The sequence below is a fragment of the Acinetobacter sp. YH01024 genome (genome assembly GCF_013420195.1).
Lineage (GTDB): Bacteria > Pseudomonadota > Gammaproteobacteria > Pseudomonadales > Moraxellaceae > Acinetobacter > Acinetobacter amyesii.
Window position 1 is genome coordinate 50,502 of record NZ_VOYQ01000008.1, and the last position, 16,892, is coordinate 67,393.

Here is a 16,892-nt window from a genome sequence, read left to right on the forward strand (position 1 = left end):
TCCCCTAAAAACAATTAAATAACAGCTTGTAAGCACTCAATCCTAAAGCAAGCTCCCTGTTTTTGTTCTACATAGGAAAGCTGTGCTTGATTCGCTTCACAGAAGCTATGAGCAAGATATAATCCTAAACCAGTTCCGGTAATTTCGGTACTAAAAAATGGTTGAAATAACTGTGCGCGGTTTTGTAAAGCAACCCCATGACCGAAATCTCGGACATCGATCTGGACTTTTTTCTGATCCGTACGCGTCACCACTTCGATATACGACATGTCCGGATTGTTATGGCGAATCGCATTACGAATCAGGTTGATTAAAATTTGTCTGAACTGTGCCTCATCAAAATCGATCAAAGTTTTGGCTTGTACATTGAGTCGAATGTTCTGTTGAATGTCTGCTAGATCTTCTTGTAGGAACAGCGGTAAAAATTGTTCTAGATTCAGACGAGTAGGATGGGTTTCCTTATTGCGCACCATATTTAGGGTGTCTTGAATAATTCGGTCAATCCGCACCGCTTGACGTGAAATCATATGATTCAACATGTGCTGTTGTTCGGTATCACTTTGCGGATATAAATCATTGGCATGCACAATTGCGGCTAATGGATTGCGAATTTCATGTGCAATACTGGCGGAGAGTTGCCCTAAAGCGGCTAATTTTAGTTGTTGCACTTGCTGATTGAGTTTTTGTGCATCTTGTAAAATCAGCAAGGTCAGCATTTGATGCGGCACAACGAGTTTTTGTACGAGTACCTGAATGTGGTATTGGCTTTGTTGCGATTCAAATTGGAATTTTTCACCGCTTTTTAAATCTTCAAATTTGAGTAATTCAAATAAATCGGGCTGCGTGGTATACAGTGGATATTGATCATGATGATAAAAATTTGGCATGCCGAGTAAATGGCAAGCAGCAGGATTACTCAGCACCACATGACAGTTTTCATCCAACACCAAATAGCCCGTATCAATCTGCTCCAAGATATAGCGGTTAATGTTTTGTAGTCGATGTAGCTCTAAGGATTGCGAAAAATTCAGATTTTCTAGTAACTGGAAACGTTTCACGGCAATTTGCGCACTGCCATACACCACACAAAATAAAAAAGCCAAAATCGCACTGTTGGTTAAATTTTTGAGTGAGGTAAATTCAAGAATTGAACCTAAAAACAGTTGATACACCACGCAAATCACAGCGATGAGGGTGATGGCCAAAGCTTTTTGGGCATCTAATAACAGGGATGCTGCAAAAATCGTAATCACAAACAGCAAACTCAAATGTAAATTGGGTCCATCGATGGCTAAGGTCAGTAAGCTCAGCGAAATGACATCTACAATGAATAACAGTAGTAACTGGTTTGGGATCCGGACTTTGAAACGTCCAAGTGACATGAATTGAATGCTGGTAAACAGCAAATAAATCGTCAATACATATAGGTATAAACGTGGGTATTCATAATCTGAACTGAATTGAGTGTAGGTCAGTAAAAAGACCAGTAACAGACAGGCACTGATGATAAAGCGATAAGCACTGTACCAAAGGCCCAAATGATACTGGTTCAATTCACTATGAATTGAACGCTGTGTCATAAGTAACAGGATGTACGTTGTGTTAAGGTTTGATTAACCCGTAGCGAATCGCCAAGTGAGTTAGTTTGACATCACTATCAATATTCAGTTTTTCAAAAATGCGGTAACGGTAGGTATTCACCGTTTTAACGCTAACAAATAATTTATCGGAAATTTCTTGTGCACTAATACAATTGACCACCATCATGGCAACTTGCATTTCACGCTCAGACAGGGCGTCAAAAGGTGATTGTTGTGTATCAGACAAATATGAGCTAGCCAGTTGTTCCGCAATGTCTGCACTGAAATATTTGCCACCTTGCATCACTTTATTAATCGCACGGACCATTTCAGTAACTGGTGCACCTTTGGTGATATAGCCTTTGGCACCTGCTTTTAACAATAAAGACGGGTAGGGTTCTTCAGCAAGTCCACTGACTGCGAGGACTTTTGTATCTGGCGCTGTTTGAAGTAGGCGACGTGTGGTTTCTACACCTCCGATCCCCGGCATATTGACATCTAATAGAACGACATTTGGATGGTGTTGGCGAACAAGTGTAATCGCATCTTCACCCGATTCGGCTTGTCCAATGACTTGGACATCTGCATGGTCTTCGAGCATACGGCAAATACCAGTACGGACTAATTCATGGTCATCTACCACCAAAACTGTGATCACCTACACTCTCCCTCAAATCAAAATCTGTTTTTTTTGTTACATAAAGCAAAATAAGCTTGCAATGAAACGACAAAATTAGCAATCCTATTCTTATATGAAATGAAAAACTTCATACACAATGTGTGAGCAAAAAATGTTCGTAGTTGTGACCAATGTACGGCATATTGCTGGTCTTGCGCAAATGTTTAGTATCCTGAGTTGAGTGAGCAATGGTGAAAAAATTAAATAAATCCTTCATGCACGTTTTGGGCATGTCAATTTTATTCAGTATGAGCAGTTTCAGTTCTGCTGAAATTGTGATGAATAGTGCTGCAAATCAGCAGTCAAATATTAGCTGGTCATCTGAAGATGCAAACCAGTTACTCAACGGTGACGTGTCTTATAGCGCTGAAGAGCCATCTCCTCAAGGGTCAACGAAAGTGACTACTTCTGTACGTAGTACAGGCGGTGTGGTACAGACAGCACCATCGAAAACGGTCCGTATTATTGATACCAATCAATACGCAGGACAGCCCTCTGTAAATGCACGTGCGGCATTGGTTATGGATGGGCAAACCGGTGAGGTGCTGTATAGCAAAAATAGCAATACCGCTTTACCGATTGCATCAATTACCAAACTCATGACAGCAGTAGTGATTTCAGATGCCCGATTAAACATGTCTGAAAAGATTACCTTACAACAGTCTGATTTCTCATGTTCAGGTTGTAAAAGCTCAAGTTCAACACTTCGTGCTGGCGACAGTATGAACCGCGCAGAAGCTTTGCTATTTGCTTTAATGAAGTCTGAAAACCCAGCGGCTTCGGCATTAGCACGTACTTATCCAGGTGGTCGTTCTGCATTTATTTCAGCGATGAATGCGAAAGCACGCTCATTAGGGATGAACTCGACTCATTATATGGAATCGACTGGCTTGCACCCAGGCAATGTCGCTTCGGCACGTGACTTGGGGATTTTGGTGAATACCGCTTCGCAGTATGGTTTGATTCGTCAATTTTCAACCACACCAAGTTATGACTTTAATTTGGGCTACCGCGTGTTGAAATCAAACAATACTAATGCTTTAGTGCGTAATGGTGGTTGGAATATTAATATTTCAAAAACAGGATTTATTAATGAAGCAGGGCGCTGTGTTGTGATGCATACCACACTGAATAACCGTCCAGCGGTGGTGGTGTTATTGGGTGCGGATTCTTCAGTGGCACGAACCAATGATGCGACTCGTTTAATGAACTGGGCGAGCCAGTTACCAAAACGTATTTAACAAGATTTCAGATTTTTCATTCTTTCAGTATTTAGATTTACTCAACGTTTAAATGCTGAAGTGAATGCAAGATATAAAAAAAGCCCTGCAAGAGCAGGGCTTTTTTTTATTCAGTCAGCATATAAATTACATATTTGACAGAATTGAATCACGAACTTGATCCATAGTTGCATCAATCGACAACATTACGGCATCTTGGCATTGCTTGATGGCAGTGTCAGGATCTTTTAAACCGTTACCTGTTACAGTACATACGATCACAGAACCTTCAGCAATTTTACCTGCTTTGATGTCACGAATCGCGCCACCGATAGAAGCTGCAGAAGCAGGTTCTACGAATACACCTTCGTACATAGATAGTAGACGCTGTGCTTCTAAGATTTCAGCATCTTGCAGTTCGTCAAACCAACCTTCTGAGTCGCGGACTACGGCTTTAGCATGGTTCCAGCTTTGTGGATTACCAATACGGATCGCAGTTGCTACAGTTTCAGGGTTTTCTACAGGTGCGCCGCGTAGGAATGGTGCCGCGCCAGCAGCTTGGTAACCCACCATTGTTGGTAGACCCGCAGGTTTTGGACCTGTGAATTGATCAGTTTCAGGATCATAAACCACTTGTACAAATTCTTCTTTAGGCTGATTCGCCACAGCTTCGGTATAACCCATCCAGTGTGCTGTGATGTTACCCGCATTACCTACAGGTAAGCAGTGGTAATCTGGCGCACGACCTAACTCATCCACGATTTCGTAAGCAATGGTTTTTTGACCTTGCAGACGGTATGGGTTGATTGAGTTTACAATCGTAACTGGTGCTTGATCTGCAACTTCTTTTACAAGACGCATACCGTCATCGAAGTTACCGTGGATTTGCATCGTTACTGCGCCATACATCATCGCTTGCGCCATTTTACCCATGGCAATTTTGCCTTCTGGGATGAGCACAAATGCTTTAATACCCGCACGTGCAGCATAAGCCGCTGCGGCAGCAGATGTGTTACCTGTAGAGGCACAGATAATTGCTTTTGAACCTGCTTCCACTGCTTTTGTTACGGCCATGGTCATACCACGGTCTTTAAATGAACCAGTCGGGTTTAAGCCCTCGTACTTCACATAAATTTCAACATTTTTGCCAATAATGCGTGGAATGTTCTCAAGCTTAATCAGTGGCGTATTACCTTCGCCCAAAGAAATTGCGCGAGTAGTTGCAGATACGGGTAAACGGTCGCGATAGCGGTCAACTAAACCAGTATAACGATTGGCATTAGACATGATGATGTTCCAATTGTGTGTAGAGCTTGGCGAGAGGAACTGAAATATTCCCCTCGACCCGATTAATTATCAAGCGATTCTAAACGAATTCGTACAATTTCGCCATGAATGACAGGCAATGCTTGAATTTGTTGAAGGGCTTCATCCATTTTAGATTCTTTGACTGGATCAGTCAGAATCACGATAGGAATAAGGTCTTTTAAGCGCGGCTGTTGCATGATCGCATCGATGCTGATTCCTGCACGGCTTAAAATCGTAGTGACATCAGCAAGAACGCCAGTTTGATCTTCGGCATTAATACGGATGTAGTATCCTGTGGTCATTTCTTCACGTGGAAGAATTGGTAAATCGGTCAGTGCTTCAAAAGCAAGCTGTGGAATTGTACCAGCGCCATCTTCGGTATATGAGATGTCACGGACAATATCGACAACGTCAGCAACCACCGCTGATGCTGTCGGGCCTGCACCTGCGCCTGCGCCATAGTAAAGCGTTGGACCAACAGCATTGGCTTGAACCAATACAGCATTTTTAACGCCATTTACATTGGCAATCAGTTGGTCTTCAGGGATCAGCGTTGGATGTACACGAAGCTCAATGCCTGTTGCAGCACGACGTGCAATACCTAAATGTTTAATACGGAAACCAAGGTCTTCAGCATATTTCACATCTTGCGCAGTAACTTTGCTGATGCCTTCAGTGAAGACTTTGTCAAACTGGAGTGGGATACCAAAAGCAATAGAAGCCAGCAATGTTAACTTGTGCGCTGCATCGATCCCTTCGACGTCGAAGGTTGGATCTGCTTCGGCATAACCGAGTTCTTGCGCTTCTTTGAGAACGTCTGCAAAGGCACGACCTTTTTCACGCATTTCAGTCAGGATAAAGTTACCAGTACCGTTAATGATACCTGCAAGCCAGTCAATTTTATTGGCTGCCAAACCCTCACGGAGGACTTTAATAATTGGGATACCACCTGCGACAGCTGCTTCATAAGCAATCTGAACGTGATGATCATCGGCCAATTTGAACAATTCATTACCGTGTTCAGCTAAAAGTGCTTTGTTGGCTGTGACTACTTGTTTGCCATGAACGATTGCTTCACGAATTACTTCATAGGCAGGGTGAATGCCGCCCATAACTTCAACCACAACGTCTACATCGGGTTGACGGACGATATCCAATAAATCAGCACTTTGCTTCACTGAAGCAGGCAGTTCTAAATCAGGACGAGGGCGACGCGTACCCACATGGGTAATTTCAATTTCACGACCGGTGCGACGTTTAATCTCAGCAGCATTTTCTTTTAGTAGTTTAAGGGCACCACCACCCACAGTACCAAGACCGAGGATTGCCAGACGAACTGGTTTCACGTCACACTCCATTTATTTCATCATTGCTTTAAGTGAGTTTAGATCATAGCTAAAAAAACGTTCGGACTCTAGGGTAGAAATCACTTTATTCCTACCCATAAAAAACATTCATTTAGCCTATAAAAATTAGTTATTTAAGCGCACTTTCAAGTTCGGAAGCCGACATGTAAGCACCGATGTGTTTGCCTTCTGCGTTATAGATCGCTGGCGTACCATTCACACCAATATTTAGACCCATTTCATACATGCTGCGCACAGGGTTTTTACATGATGCTGGCTCGATTTGCTCACCGGCAATGGCTTTGTCAAATGCGGCACGACGGTCTTTGCTACACCAGATAGTTTCCATCATTGGCATGTGTTGTTCACCACGTGGCCAAGCGATGTAACGGACTTCAATGCCACGGGCATTAATATCATCCATTTGTTCATGTAACTTATGGCAATAAGGACAGCTGACATCGGTAAATACATAAACCACGTGTTTGGTTTTACCTTTGGCTTTATAGATCAGTAGGTCTTCGGTTTTTAATTGATCAAATAATTTTTTGTTGGCCTCTGCTTGTAGGGTATCGCCTACATTAAAGAGTTGTTTTTCACCTAAACGAACCACATCGCCTTGGAAAATGTATTTACCATCAGCTGTAGCATAGACCGCAGGCATGCCTTCAAAGCTGACCCAAAACAAATTAGGAACTTCAGTCGCTTTCACCCCAGTGACTTTGGCATTGATATTGGCTTTTTGCAGATTGGATTGCAAAGTATCAATTAAACGCTGCTGAGCATTACGTTCAGATAAATTCGAAGCTTCACCAGTTGCAGGCGTACTTGCCGTTAATGTCGCATCTTTCTTTTCGTCATTATTTGAATTAGAACAAGCCACTAACGCCATACTGGCAACAAGTGTCGATGCGAGAAAAATTTTTGAACGGGTAAATAACATAAACAACCCTTTTCTTTTAGCTTTATCAAACAGGTGAGTAAGCATAGCAAAAAATATCGGCCACGATAGAACTTCTTGGTCTGATATTTCCTGCCGTTAAGCTCTCGGATGATAGTCTGCATGTAATTTTTGCATACGAATCTGCGCGACATGGGTATAAATTTGCGTGGTAGACAAGTCACTGTGGCCGAGCAGCATCTGCACTACACGTAAGTCGGCACCGTGGTTGAGCAAATGCGTGGCAAAGGCGTGGCGTAAGGTATGTGGTGATAATTCGGCTTGAATGCCTGCAATGAGCGCATAGCGTTTAATCGCGTACCAAAAGTTTTGGCGACTCATCATTCCACCGAGTTGAGTGAGAAATAAAGCATCGGTTGCGCTTTTGTATAAGACGGGGCGCGCTTCGGCTAAATATTTCTCGATCCATTCCACCGCCATTTGACCTAAAGGAACTAAGCGTTCTTTATTGCCTTTACCGGTAATTCGTAAATAGCCTTGTTTAAGATTGATCAGTTCTAATCTTAAATTTAATAACTCAGAGACACGTAAACCACAGGCATACAGCACTTCGAGCATGGCACGATCACGTAGACCCAATGCGGTGCTGAGGTCTGGGGCATTAATCAGGGCTTCAACATCTGCTTCAGATAAATCCTTTGGTAGGGCACGACCCAATTTGGGTGTTTTATGGATTGCAACAGGATTGTCACTGCGTATTTTTTGTTCGCGTAAGAACTTGAAAAATGAACGCAGTGCAGAAAGTGAGCGGGCGATCGAGCGAGGGCTTTTTCCTTGTTTAGTCAGGCTGAGCAAGACATCTGAAATGTCGTCACTGCTCCAATCTGTCATGACATGTGTATGACACCCACTGCATTGAATTAAATCAGATAAATATGCATTTCGAGTATGTGGACTGACCGTTTGAGCAATTAAATCATCACGATATCCGTGTAAAAAACTGAGTGTTTCTGGAATTTGGACTGGGGTCGGGATTCGTGGTTTTTTATTTAACATGTGCCGCTCATTTTTGAAATTAAACCAAGAAATCACAATGGTTTAATGCAATGTAATTTAAAAAAATAGTCGTGTCGATGCTAGATTGCTAAATGAGAATTGAAATCGAATCCGATTTGTTAATTATTCTCATTTGTTTGTATAATGTTCAAAATTTTTTAGGGTTAGTTGCGTGCGATTATCTGATTTGAAAGTGAAACAAAGCGCAGTCATTCATAAGGTACATCGTAACCAGAATGGCAACAATGCTCCGGCTGATTTAGTCGCTAGCCGTTTAGAGACTTTGGGTTTTGTTCCCGGAACAAAAGTACAGGTGATTACCAAAGGTATTTTTGGTGGTGATCCGATTTTAATTCAAGTTGGGTTTACTCGTTTTGCACTGCGAAAAGTAGAAGCTAAAAAAGTGGAAATAGCAATGGAAGGGGCATCAGCATGAGTGATGCGTTACGTATTGCCCTCGTTGGTAATCCAAACTGTGGTAAAACTTCATTATTCAATCATTTAACGGGTACACGTCAGAAAGTTGCGAACTATGCTGGAGTAACGGTTGAGCGTAAAGTTGGTCAATTTACGTTGCCATCGGGTAAATCTGTTCGAGTTTTGGATTTGCCGGGGACGTATAGCTTAGAAGCGACGAGTCCTGATGAAGCCATTACGCGTGATGTCGTGCAAGGTAAAATTGCAGAAGAAGGCCATCAAGACGTCTTTTTATGTGTAGTTGATGCGACAAACTTAAAATTGCACCTCGGTTTGGTCATGGAAATGATCGATTTGGGTCGTCCAATTTTACTTGTCCTCAACATGATGGATGAAGCACGCCGTCGTGGCATGCAAATTAATACCCAAAAGCTGTCTCAGCGTTTGGGTGTGCCTGTTGTAGAAACCGTTGCTGTGCGTAATGCGGGTATTGAAAACTTAATGGGCGCGTTAGATGCTGAAGGTTTCAGAAAACCTGATGCGTCATTAAGTGATACCAATCTTTCTGGGACTAACCACGAAAAAATTGAACAAATTTTAAAAGACGTGGTGGTGTTTGTTGATCATGAAGATAAACGCTCAGACTTCCTCGATAAAATTTTTCTACATCCAGTCTTTGGTTTAATTACCTTAGCGGTGATGATGTTTATTATCTTCCAAGCGGTGTTTGCGTGGGCTGCGCCGTTTATGGAAGGTATTGAATGGGTGCAGGATTGGGTTGGTGAAGCCGCAGGTGGCATGATTTCCAATCCATTACTACAGAGCTTGGTTGTTAAAGGGATTATTGAAGGTGCGGGTGGCGTAATTGTCTTCCTCCCACAAATTATTATCTTATTCTTCTTTATTTTGGTTTTAGAAGAATCAGGTTATTTACCACGTGCAGCATTCTTGCTAGATAAGCTGATGTTTAAAGCCGGACTGAGTGGTCGTGCTTTTATTCCTTTGCTGTCGAGCTTTGCCTGTGCTGTACCGGGCATCATGGCAACTCGGAGTATTCAAGACCCCCGAGATCGTCTGGTAACGATTTTAGTTGCGCCATTGATGACCTGTTCGGCACGTTTACCGGTTTATGCCTTGCTGATCTCAGCATTTATTCCACAGCAAATGGTCTGGGGCGTCTTTAACTTACAAGGCTTGGTGCTATTTGCATTATATGCAGCAGGGATTGTGAGTGCCTTAATTGTGGCAACAGTGCTGAAATTCTTCCAAAAAGATAAATCACAGCATGCCTTATTGATGGAACTTCCAAGCTACCGTTTCCCAGATATTAAGAGTGTTTGGATTGGTTTACTGGACCGTGCCAAGATTTTCTTGAAACGTGTCGGTGGCATCATTTTCGCTTTATCGATTTTGTTATGGTTCTTGTGTACTTTCCCGCAACCGCCAGAAGGCGCAACCTTGCCGGATATTGATTATTCATTGGCAGGTATGCTTGGGCATGTATTACAACCGATTTTTGCACCATTAGGGTTTAACTGGCAGATCTGTATTGCCTTAATTCCAGCGATGGCGGCACGTGAAGTCGTTGTGGCGGCATTGGGTACGGTGTATGCCCTGTCTGCAACTGATGACGATGCCATGTCTCAAGGTCTGGCAAATTTAATTAGTAGTGATGGGTCATTGGGTTGGTCATTGGCAACCGGTTTATCATTATTGGTGTGGTTTATTTATGCGCCACATTGCTTGGCGACACTGGCGACAGTTAAACGTGAAACTGGCTCCTTGAAAACGGTGAGTTTCATGACCATCTATTTATTTGGTTTGGCTTATTTAATGGCATTCATCACGTATCAATTTGCAACACGCTATTTTGGATTCTGAATTGTGAATGGCAAAAGCTGAACAAAGGAGAGAGACATGCTTGAATCAATAATTATTGCGGTATTGGTGATTTGGAGTGCTGTCGTGGTGTTTAAGAAGGTATTTCCAAAAACATCGAACTCAGTCTTCACAACTTTATCTGAGCACTGTGCAAACCGTGGTTGGAACAGTCTAGCCAAATGGTTAAAGCCAAAAATGGCAGCAGGCTGTGCAGGCGGTTGTGGATGTTCAGCTTCAGATAATCCATCTGCAAAAAAAGCTGAAGTACAAGCGGTGAAGTGGAAATAAGCTCACCGCCCGTTGCGTGAAGAAACCGCCCGAGATGGGCGGTTTTTTACGAGCGGACACAAAAAAACTGCGAGAAAGTGAAAACATAAAAAGCATTCAAAACAGCAAAGTGCTAACATTTTGTCAGATTTAAAAACCGACCAAAAAATGGGGCGAAAATGTTAATACAGCGTGGTGGATTGAAGGTTGTTGCCGGATTAGGGATTTCTGGTGTTTCCGCAGTGAATTTCTTACATAGCCATGGCTACCGCGTTGCAGTCACCGATTCACGAGCAGTCCCACCGGGTCATGATCAAATTCCAAGTGATGTACAAACCAGTTTTGGTCAGTTGGATCAAGATTTATTACTCCAAGCAGAAGAAATTATTATCAGCCCGGGGCTAGATCCAAAATTACCGCAAATTCAGGCGGCCATTGCAGCCAACATTCCTGTGGTTTCAGAAATTCAAATTTTACGTCGTGCGACGGATAAGCCAATTGTCGCGATTACAGGTTCGAATGCGAAAAGTACCGTAACGACTTTATTTGGTCTTATGGCAGCAGATGCAGGCAAAAAAGTGGCAGTGGGTGGCAACCTGGGTCGACCGGCTTTGGATCTCACCAAAGATGATCCTGAGCTTTATGTTTTAGAGCTTTCAAGTTTTCAATTAGAAACCACGTCGAACTTGGCAGCAGAGGTTGCTGTTGTGTTGAACATGAGCGAAGACCATTTGGACCGTCATGGCGATATGATGGGCTATCACACTGCGAAGCATCGTATTTTCCAAGCGGTGAAAAAAGTGGTGTATAACCGTGATGACTCATTAACACGTCCATTGGTTCCAGATGTCACCCCAATGCAAAGCTTTGGCCTAAATGCACCAGATATGAATCAGTTCGGTATTTTACGTGATACTGATGGCACAATTTGGTTGGCACGTGGTCGTGAGCGGTTACTGAAAAGTGCAGACATGTATATCCAAGGGACACATAATGTGGCAAACGCCTTGGCATGTTTAGCTTTGGGTGAAGCGATTGGTTTGCCCCTAGAAGGCATGTTGGAAACTTTGAAAACATTTAAAGGTTTAGAGCACCGCTGTGAATTTGTCAAAGAAGTGCATGGTGTTCGTTATTATAATGACTCTAAAGGCACCAATATTGGTGCGACTTTAGCTGCGATTGATGGTCTAGGTGCTGCGATTGAAGCCAAAGGCGGTAAAGTTGCGATTATTTTAGGTGGTCAAGGCAAAGGGCAGGACTTTACTGCGCTGCGTGATTCACTTTCAAAATATGCCAAAGTTGCGGTATTGATTGGTGAAGATCGTCCAATTATTGAAAAAGCGGTTGAAGGGACAACCACGCTGATTCATGCTGAAAGTTTGAAACAAGCGGTTGAGCTGTGCCAACAAAATGCGGTAGCCAATGATGTGGTGTTATTGTCTCCAGCGTGCGCAAGTTTTGATATGTTTAAAGGCTACAGTGAGCGTGGACACCAATTTGTTGATTGTGTGAATGTACTCGTTTAAAAGAACGATAAGGAAAGTTGTATGGCTGGGTTGGCTCAGACGACCATAAATAGAATAAATGAAGTTGTAGAGCGTTGGCTTCCTCGGTTACCTGCCGAGGTCAACGTGCGCAATGTTCTGGTGTTCTGTGTTTTGGCATTGTTGTGTATTGGTTCGATCATGGTGGCATCTGCATCTATGCCCTATGCAGAACGCATGCATGAAAATGCCTTTCATTACATTTCACGACACGGTATTTCGATTGCCGCCGCCGCCGCCGCCGCCTATATCGCCTATAAAGTGCCGTTGAATGTTTGGTTTAATAACACTTTCTTTTTATGGATTATCACGATTATCTTACTGGCTGCTGTATTGGCTGTCGGGACAGAGGTCAATGGTTCTAAACGTTGGATTCGTATTGCCGGTTTTACCTTACAGGCATCCGAAGTCGCCAAGGTGATGATGGCGATATTTACCGCGGACTATGTGGTACGACGTGCTGAAGAAGTCCGCAATAACATTAAGGGCTTGGTACGATTGGCAGTGATTATGGCTGCAACTGTCGGTTTAGTCATGGCAGAGCCAGATTTAGGGGCGACGGTGGTGATTGCCTTAACTATGCTAGGGGTATTCTTCCTCGCAGGTGCACCGTTGATTCAGTTCGCAATTGCCTTTGGTGCGATCATCATGGCCTTTGTGTTCTTGATTTTATTTGAACCCTACCGTTTAGAACGATTGATGTCGTTCTCAAATCCATGGAATGATCCACTAGGTGCAGGCTACCAGTTATCAAATGCATTAATGGCTTTTGGTCGCGGTGAATGGTTTGGTGTCGGATTAGGTCATAGTATTCAAAAAATGTCGTATTTACCTGAGGCACATACCGACTTCATGTTGGCGGTTTTGGGTGAAGAATTTGGCTTCTTTGGGATTTTGACCGTATTGACGCTTTCATTTGTGATGTTGGTCTGCTGTATTCGCATTGGTCATCGTGCTTTACGTCATCAATACTTGCGTGCAGGCTACTTGGCTTATGGCATCAGTATTATCTTCTTGCTGCAAATTTTGGTGAATGCCGGCATGAACATGGGCATGCTTCCAACCAAGGGTTTGACCTTACCGTTTATTAGTTATGGGGGGTCTTCTCTGATTATCTGTGCGGTTATGGTGAGTCTGATCTTAAAGATCGATGCGACGACCAAAGAAGTAAACCCAAGTAAAGAAGAATCAAGCTTCTAAATTGGTATCTCGTTGCGGATCGGGAGATGCATGGTGGAGGACACTGGCTGGCATCTCCGTTCCACAATGGAGACATTTGACCAAGCTCGCCTTGGCTTTAGAAAGGGGAATCAATGGGATAAAAAATAAAGAAAAATAATTACGTTGCTGTTTTAACTCATACTGAGTTCTGCTTCTGCAGACAGGGCAAGTAAATTGGCTCTTTTCAATGACTTTGGTTTTCGGACCAACTCCAAAAATAAAAAACATTAGGCTCTCCAATGGTCGATTGATCACTTTATTAAAGCATAATTCAATTGAAAATCGAGTGATTGGCTTAGATCAATATTTGGGTTTATTGATAGATTTGAGGCAATGCTGTGCCATGGGGAATATGTTGAATATCCCACTGCGCAATCGCCTGTTGCAGCATAATACGCGGCGTGTCTAAGTCGACTGGCGGTTGGTGTAGGGCCTGCAATGCTTGTTGCAATAAAGATGCTGCTTTTTTTAAATCAAGAGCTTGAGCCATATTCTGTTTTGACAGTTTTTGTCCCTGATTATTCATTGCCAATGGCAAGTGCATGTATTCAAGGCGTGGATAACCCAAAACCTGTCCGAGCCAAATTTGACGTTCGGTATTGTCCAAAAGATCAGCTCCACGTACGACATGGGTCATCCCTTGTAGGTAGTCATCCACCACGACAGCAAGTTGATAATTGATAATGCCATCACGGCGTTTTAAGACAAAGTCGCCCAAATCCTGTTGCAGATTCGAGCAATGCATCCCTTGTAAGCGGTCGGTAAAACAAATGTTCTGTGCATCGACTTTGATTCGAATGGCCTGATCCTGAAGGGGAAGGCCCAGATTACGACATGTGCCTTGATAGATATGATTCGAACCAAGCATTTTTCGGGTGCATTGACAGGCATAGACCAAGCGTTGTGCATGCAAATGCGTAATGACTTGCTCATAAATTTCGAGGCGGTCTTTTTGGAAAATGATCTCGGCATCTGGTTCGAATTGAAATGCATCAATACAACGTAAGATGTGTTCTTCGCTGCCGGGAAATATACGTGGAATGTCGGTATCTTCGATACGAACCACCCATTGCCCCTGATGGGCACGGGCATCGCAGTAGCTTGCGACTGCTGTAATTAAAGAGCCAAAATGCAAAGGGCCGGTTGGCGATGGCGCAAACCGGCCCACGTAATGCTCTGTAGCTTTCCCTCCCTTATCTAAAGGGAGGGCTAGAGAGGAATTACTCAACACAGAATTAACCGTTATTTTGCTTCTCTTTGATCTCTGCAAGTGTTTTGCAGTCGATACATAAAGTCGCTGTTGGACGCGCTTCTAGGCGACGTAAACCAATTTCGATACCACACGTTTCACAGAAACCGTAGTCATCATTTTTGATCGCTTCAATTGATTGTTCAATTTTACGGATCAGTTTACGTTCACGGTCACGTGTACGAAGTTCAATCGCAAATTCTTCTTCTTGCGTTGCACGGTCGTTCACATCTGGAAGCGCAGTATTTTCGTCTTGCATGGTATTCAAAGTACGGTCTACTTCTGACATTAACTCAGCTTTCCACGCCAATAAGATGTGGCGGAAATGCTCAAGTTGCCCTTCAGACATGTATTCTTCATTCTTTTTAGGCTGATAAGGTTCAATACCAAATAAGCTTGCAGTAGAACCACCTTCAGTCGCCTTTGGCTTTGATTTGCGCACGCGTTTGGTAGACTTTTCGTCTACTACATCAGTTTGTTCGTCTAAGACTTGATTTTGGTTGTCATTCGCCATATAGGGCATTCCTCATCATATGCATATATCTATACGCAAAAAATATGGTGATATGCAAGTTTTTTATCCACCCAACACAGAGTTTCCTTCTGTGGGGGTCGTCATCATATAGACTTTTTCTGCTTATTGATAGTCTTTGATGTTTGGATTCTAACTATCACTTTTCCTTTAGAAGGCATAAAGTAAAGCAAAAAAATCAAATTGAAAAGTTAATAACCTGAAATTTCAACATTAATTTGAGGTTGTTTCAATTTGACCCGAACAACTTCCGTTTTAAATTCACCATTATCATTCAGATAGAGTACACGATACCCCGGTAAAGCTTCATCTAAGGCAAAATTTTCACTATGCGGTTTGAACTGAACACTGGTCGAAGGTGTCGATAAAAACTGAATATTGCGCCATTGATTAGATGAGTCTTGATGTACGTGTCCGCACAGTACAATTTTGACATTGTCATGACGTGAAAGCACATCCATCAGATGTTCAGCATTTTTTAATTTGTGCTGATCTATCCAATGCGATTGCATGGCAAAAGGGTGGTGGTGGCATGCCACAATGATATGTTGCTGTGGGTGTGCTGTGAGCAACTGGTCTAATTGTTCCAACTGCTGTTGTGATACCCAACCATCGACTTTTCCCTTGACCGCACTGTTCAGTAAAATCAGACACCAATTGCCTAATGCGATGCAGTGTGCCCGATCTTCCTGTTGATGAAAAGGGAAGCAAGATGCTTCGTCGTGGTTCCCCGGAATCTGATAAAACGGAAACGGCTGCTGTTGCATATATTCGCGATAACGCGCATAGGTGCGCTCTACCGGCACTTGTGCAAGATCGCCAGTATGGACAAGCGTATCGATGTGATGATGGTTCAACTGAATTTGTTGAATCACATCGTGAAAACTCTGCTCTGGATTCATGCGGACAAACTCAAGATCTTCCTGATCCATTAAATGTGTGTCCGAGATCTGGATCAGTGTCCAGTCGTATTGTGGTGTGTCCCTTAAAGTCATGTCCTTCCCCTTAGACATTCCTTGTAGTATGTATTTGTTGTTGTAACCATTGCAAGGCCATAATGACAGGTGCGTTTTTTAGCCGACCATTGGTTAATAATTCAGGAATATCAGCATAGTTTAAGATATGCAATTGAATATTTTCTCCTTCATCAGGCATGCCAAAGACTCCACCATGTTCAGGCAGTTCAGCTTCAGCACTATAAAGGTGGAATAATTCCGCGCAGGCACCCGCAGAAGGATAAAAACTAAATAAATGCTGTAGCGCATCTAATTCACAGCCTGATTCTTCCAAACTTTCCCGGCGGATACAGCTTTCAGCGGATTCATCACCATCGAGCACGCCGGCAATAATCTCTAGTTGCCATGGCGAAGTTTCATCATCAATCGCCCCAATGCGGAATTGTTCAATTAAGGCAAATTTTTGTTGTTGATGACTATAAATCAGCACACCTGCTGCTTCAGGACGATGAATCAATTCACGCTGAATGGTTGGAATCATGCTGTCTTGATGGAATAAGCGGTGTCGAAGCTGAACTTTTTCAACTTGAATAAAGCCTTTATAAAGATGTTCACGCCCTTCAATGCTGTAATCTTTTTTGTTATATGTGGCCTGTTTAATAATATTCATAAGCGCTAATTAGGATGAAATCTTCCATTTCATCCTAACCGAGATTTTGTTGAATACAAAAGATT

17 protein-coding genes are annotated in these 16,892 nt (G+C 42.9%); 6 read left to right on the plus strand and 11 right to left on the minus strand.

The annotated features are described in order from the left end of the window. Positions 1-14: 14 nt before the first annotated feature. Complete coding sequence (locus FTT88_RS05800) at positions 15-1,580, minus strand: PAS domain-containing sensor histidine kinase (RefSeq protein WP_180173762.1); 1,566 nt, start codon at positions 1,578-1,580, stop codon at positions 15-17. 22 nt (positions 1,581-1,602) lie between these two features. Next, entirely contained in the window at positions 1,603-2,238 is a 636-nt protein-coding gene (locus FTT88_RS05805) for a response regulator (protein ID WP_078189449.1), read from the minus strand. Positions 2,239-2,450: 212 nt separating this feature from the next. Between FTT88_RS05805 and FTT88_RS05810 the strand changes: the two genes are divergently transcribed. Next, complete coding sequence (locus FTT88_RS05810) at positions 2,451-3,500, plus strand: serine hydrolase (protein WP_180004717.1); 1,050 nt, start codon at positions 2,451-2,453, stop codon at positions 3,498-3,500. Between the two features lie 126 nt (positions 3,501-3,626). On the opposite strand, the gene thrC is transcribed toward FTT88_RS05810, so the two are convergent. The 4 genes from thrC to xerD form a co-directional block, all read right to left on the minus strand. Further along, entirely contained in the window at positions 3,627-4,766 is a 1,140-nt protein-coding gene (thrC, locus tag FTT88_RS05815) for a threonine synthase (RefSeq protein WP_078189447.1), read from the minus strand. Between the two features lie 62 nt (positions 4,767-4,828). Continuing rightward, positions 4,829-6,133, minus strand: a complete 1,305-nt coding sequence (locus FTT88_RS05820) for a homoserine dehydrogenase (RefSeq protein WP_078192857.1) — start codon at positions 6,131-6,133, stop codon at positions 4,829-4,831. A 130-nt stretch (positions 6,134-6,263) separates the two neighbouring features. Beyond that, positions 6,264-7,076, minus strand: a complete 813-nt coding sequence (locus FTT88_RS05825) for a DsbC family protein (RefSeq protein ID WP_078189446.1) — start codon at positions 7,074-7,076, stop codon at positions 6,264-6,266. A 96-nt stretch (positions 7,077-7,172) separates the two neighbouring features. Beyond that, complete coding sequence (gene xerD / locus FTT88_RS05830; protein ID WP_180173763.1) at positions 7,173-8,090, minus strand: site-specific tyrosine recombinase XerD; 918 nt, start codon at positions 8,088-8,090, stop codon at positions 7,173-7,175. Positions 8,091-8,262: 172 nt separating this feature from the next. Here xerD and FTT88_RS05835 point away from each other — a divergent pair, with 172 nt between their 5' ends. The 5 genes from FTT88_RS05835 (at position 8,263) to ftsW (ending at position 13,399) form a co-directional block, all read left to right on the plus strand. Continuing rightward, entirely contained in the window at positions 8,263-8,526 is a 264-nt protein-coding gene (locus tag FTT88_RS05835) for a FeoA family protein (RefSeq protein WP_180049855.1), read from the plus strand. Continuing rightward, the gene (locus FTT88_RS05840; protein ID WP_180173764.1) at positions 8,523-10,388 is read left to right on the plus strand and encodes a ferrous iron transporter B; all 1,866 of its coding nucleotides are present in this window, start codon (positions 8,523-8,525) and stop codon (positions 10,386-10,388) included. The genes FTT88_RS05835 and FTT88_RS05840 overlap by 4 nt, the downstream gene beginning before the upstream one ends. A 36-nt stretch (positions 10,389-10,424) precedes the next feature. Then, positions 10,425-10,676, plus strand: coding sequence for a DUF6587 family protein (locus tag FTT88_RS05845; protein ID WP_168378221.1), 252 nt, complete (start codon positions 10,425-10,427; stop codon positions 10,674-10,676). A 158-nt stretch (positions 10,677-10,834) separates the two neighbouring features. Continuing rightward, the gene (gene murD, locus FTT88_RS05850; protein ID WP_180173765.1) at positions 10,835-12,181 is read left to right on the plus strand and encodes a UDP-N-acetylmuramoyl-L-alanine--D-glutamate ligase; all 1,347 of its coding nucleotides are present in this window, start codon (positions 10,835-10,837) and stop codon (positions 12,179-12,181) included. Positions 12,182-12,202: 21 nt separating this feature from the next. Then, entirely contained in the window at positions 12,203-13,399 is a 1,197-nt protein-coding gene (gene ftsW / locus FTT88_RS05855) for a putative lipid II flippase FtsW (protein WP_111884862.1), read from the plus strand. Here ftsW and FTT88_RS05860 read toward each other — a convergent pair. The 5 genes from FTT88_RS05860 to FTT88_RS05880 all read right to left on the minus strand — a co-directional run bounded on the left by FTT88_RS05860 (position 13,388) and on the right by FTT88_RS05880 (position 16,827). Then, the gene (locus FTT88_RS05860; RefSeq protein ID WP_078189439.1) at positions 13,388-13,648 is read right to left on the minus strand and encodes a zinc-ribbon domain-containing protein; all 261 of its coding nucleotides are present in this window, start codon (positions 13,646-13,648) and stop codon (positions 13,388-13,390) included. The genes ftsW and FTT88_RS05860 overlap by 12 nt on opposite strands. An 85-nt stretch (positions 13,649-13,733) precedes the next feature. Then, on the minus strand, positions 13,734-14,651 hold the full coding sequence (gene gluQRS, locus FTT88_RS05865) for a tRNA glutamyl-Q(34) synthetase GluQRS (protein ID WP_373886701.1): 918 nt from the start codon (positions 14,649-14,651) through the stop codon (positions 13,734-13,736). A gap of 4 nt (positions 14,652-14,655) precedes the next feature. Next, positions 14,656-15,183, minus strand: coding sequence for an RNA polymerase-binding protein DksA (gene dksA / locus FTT88_RS05870; protein ID WP_078189438.1), 528 nt, complete (start codon positions 15,181-15,183; stop codon positions 14,656-14,658). A gap of 209 nt (positions 15,184-15,392) precedes the next feature. Then, positions 15,393-16,196 carry a 3',5'-cyclic-AMP phosphodiesterase gene (gene cpdA, locus FTT88_RS05875; RefSeq protein WP_180173767.1) on the minus strand — a complete coding sequence of 268 codons (804 nt, stop codon included), beginning with the start codon at positions 16,194-16,196 and terminating at the stop codon, positions 15,393-15,395. A gap of 10 nt (positions 16,197-16,206) precedes the next feature. Continuing rightward, complete coding sequence (locus tag FTT88_RS05880) at positions 16,207-16,827, minus strand: NUDIX domain-containing protein (RefSeq protein WP_111884865.1); 621 nt, start codon at positions 16,825-16,827, stop codon at positions 16,207-16,209. Positions 16,828-16,892: the final 65 nt, after the last annotated feature.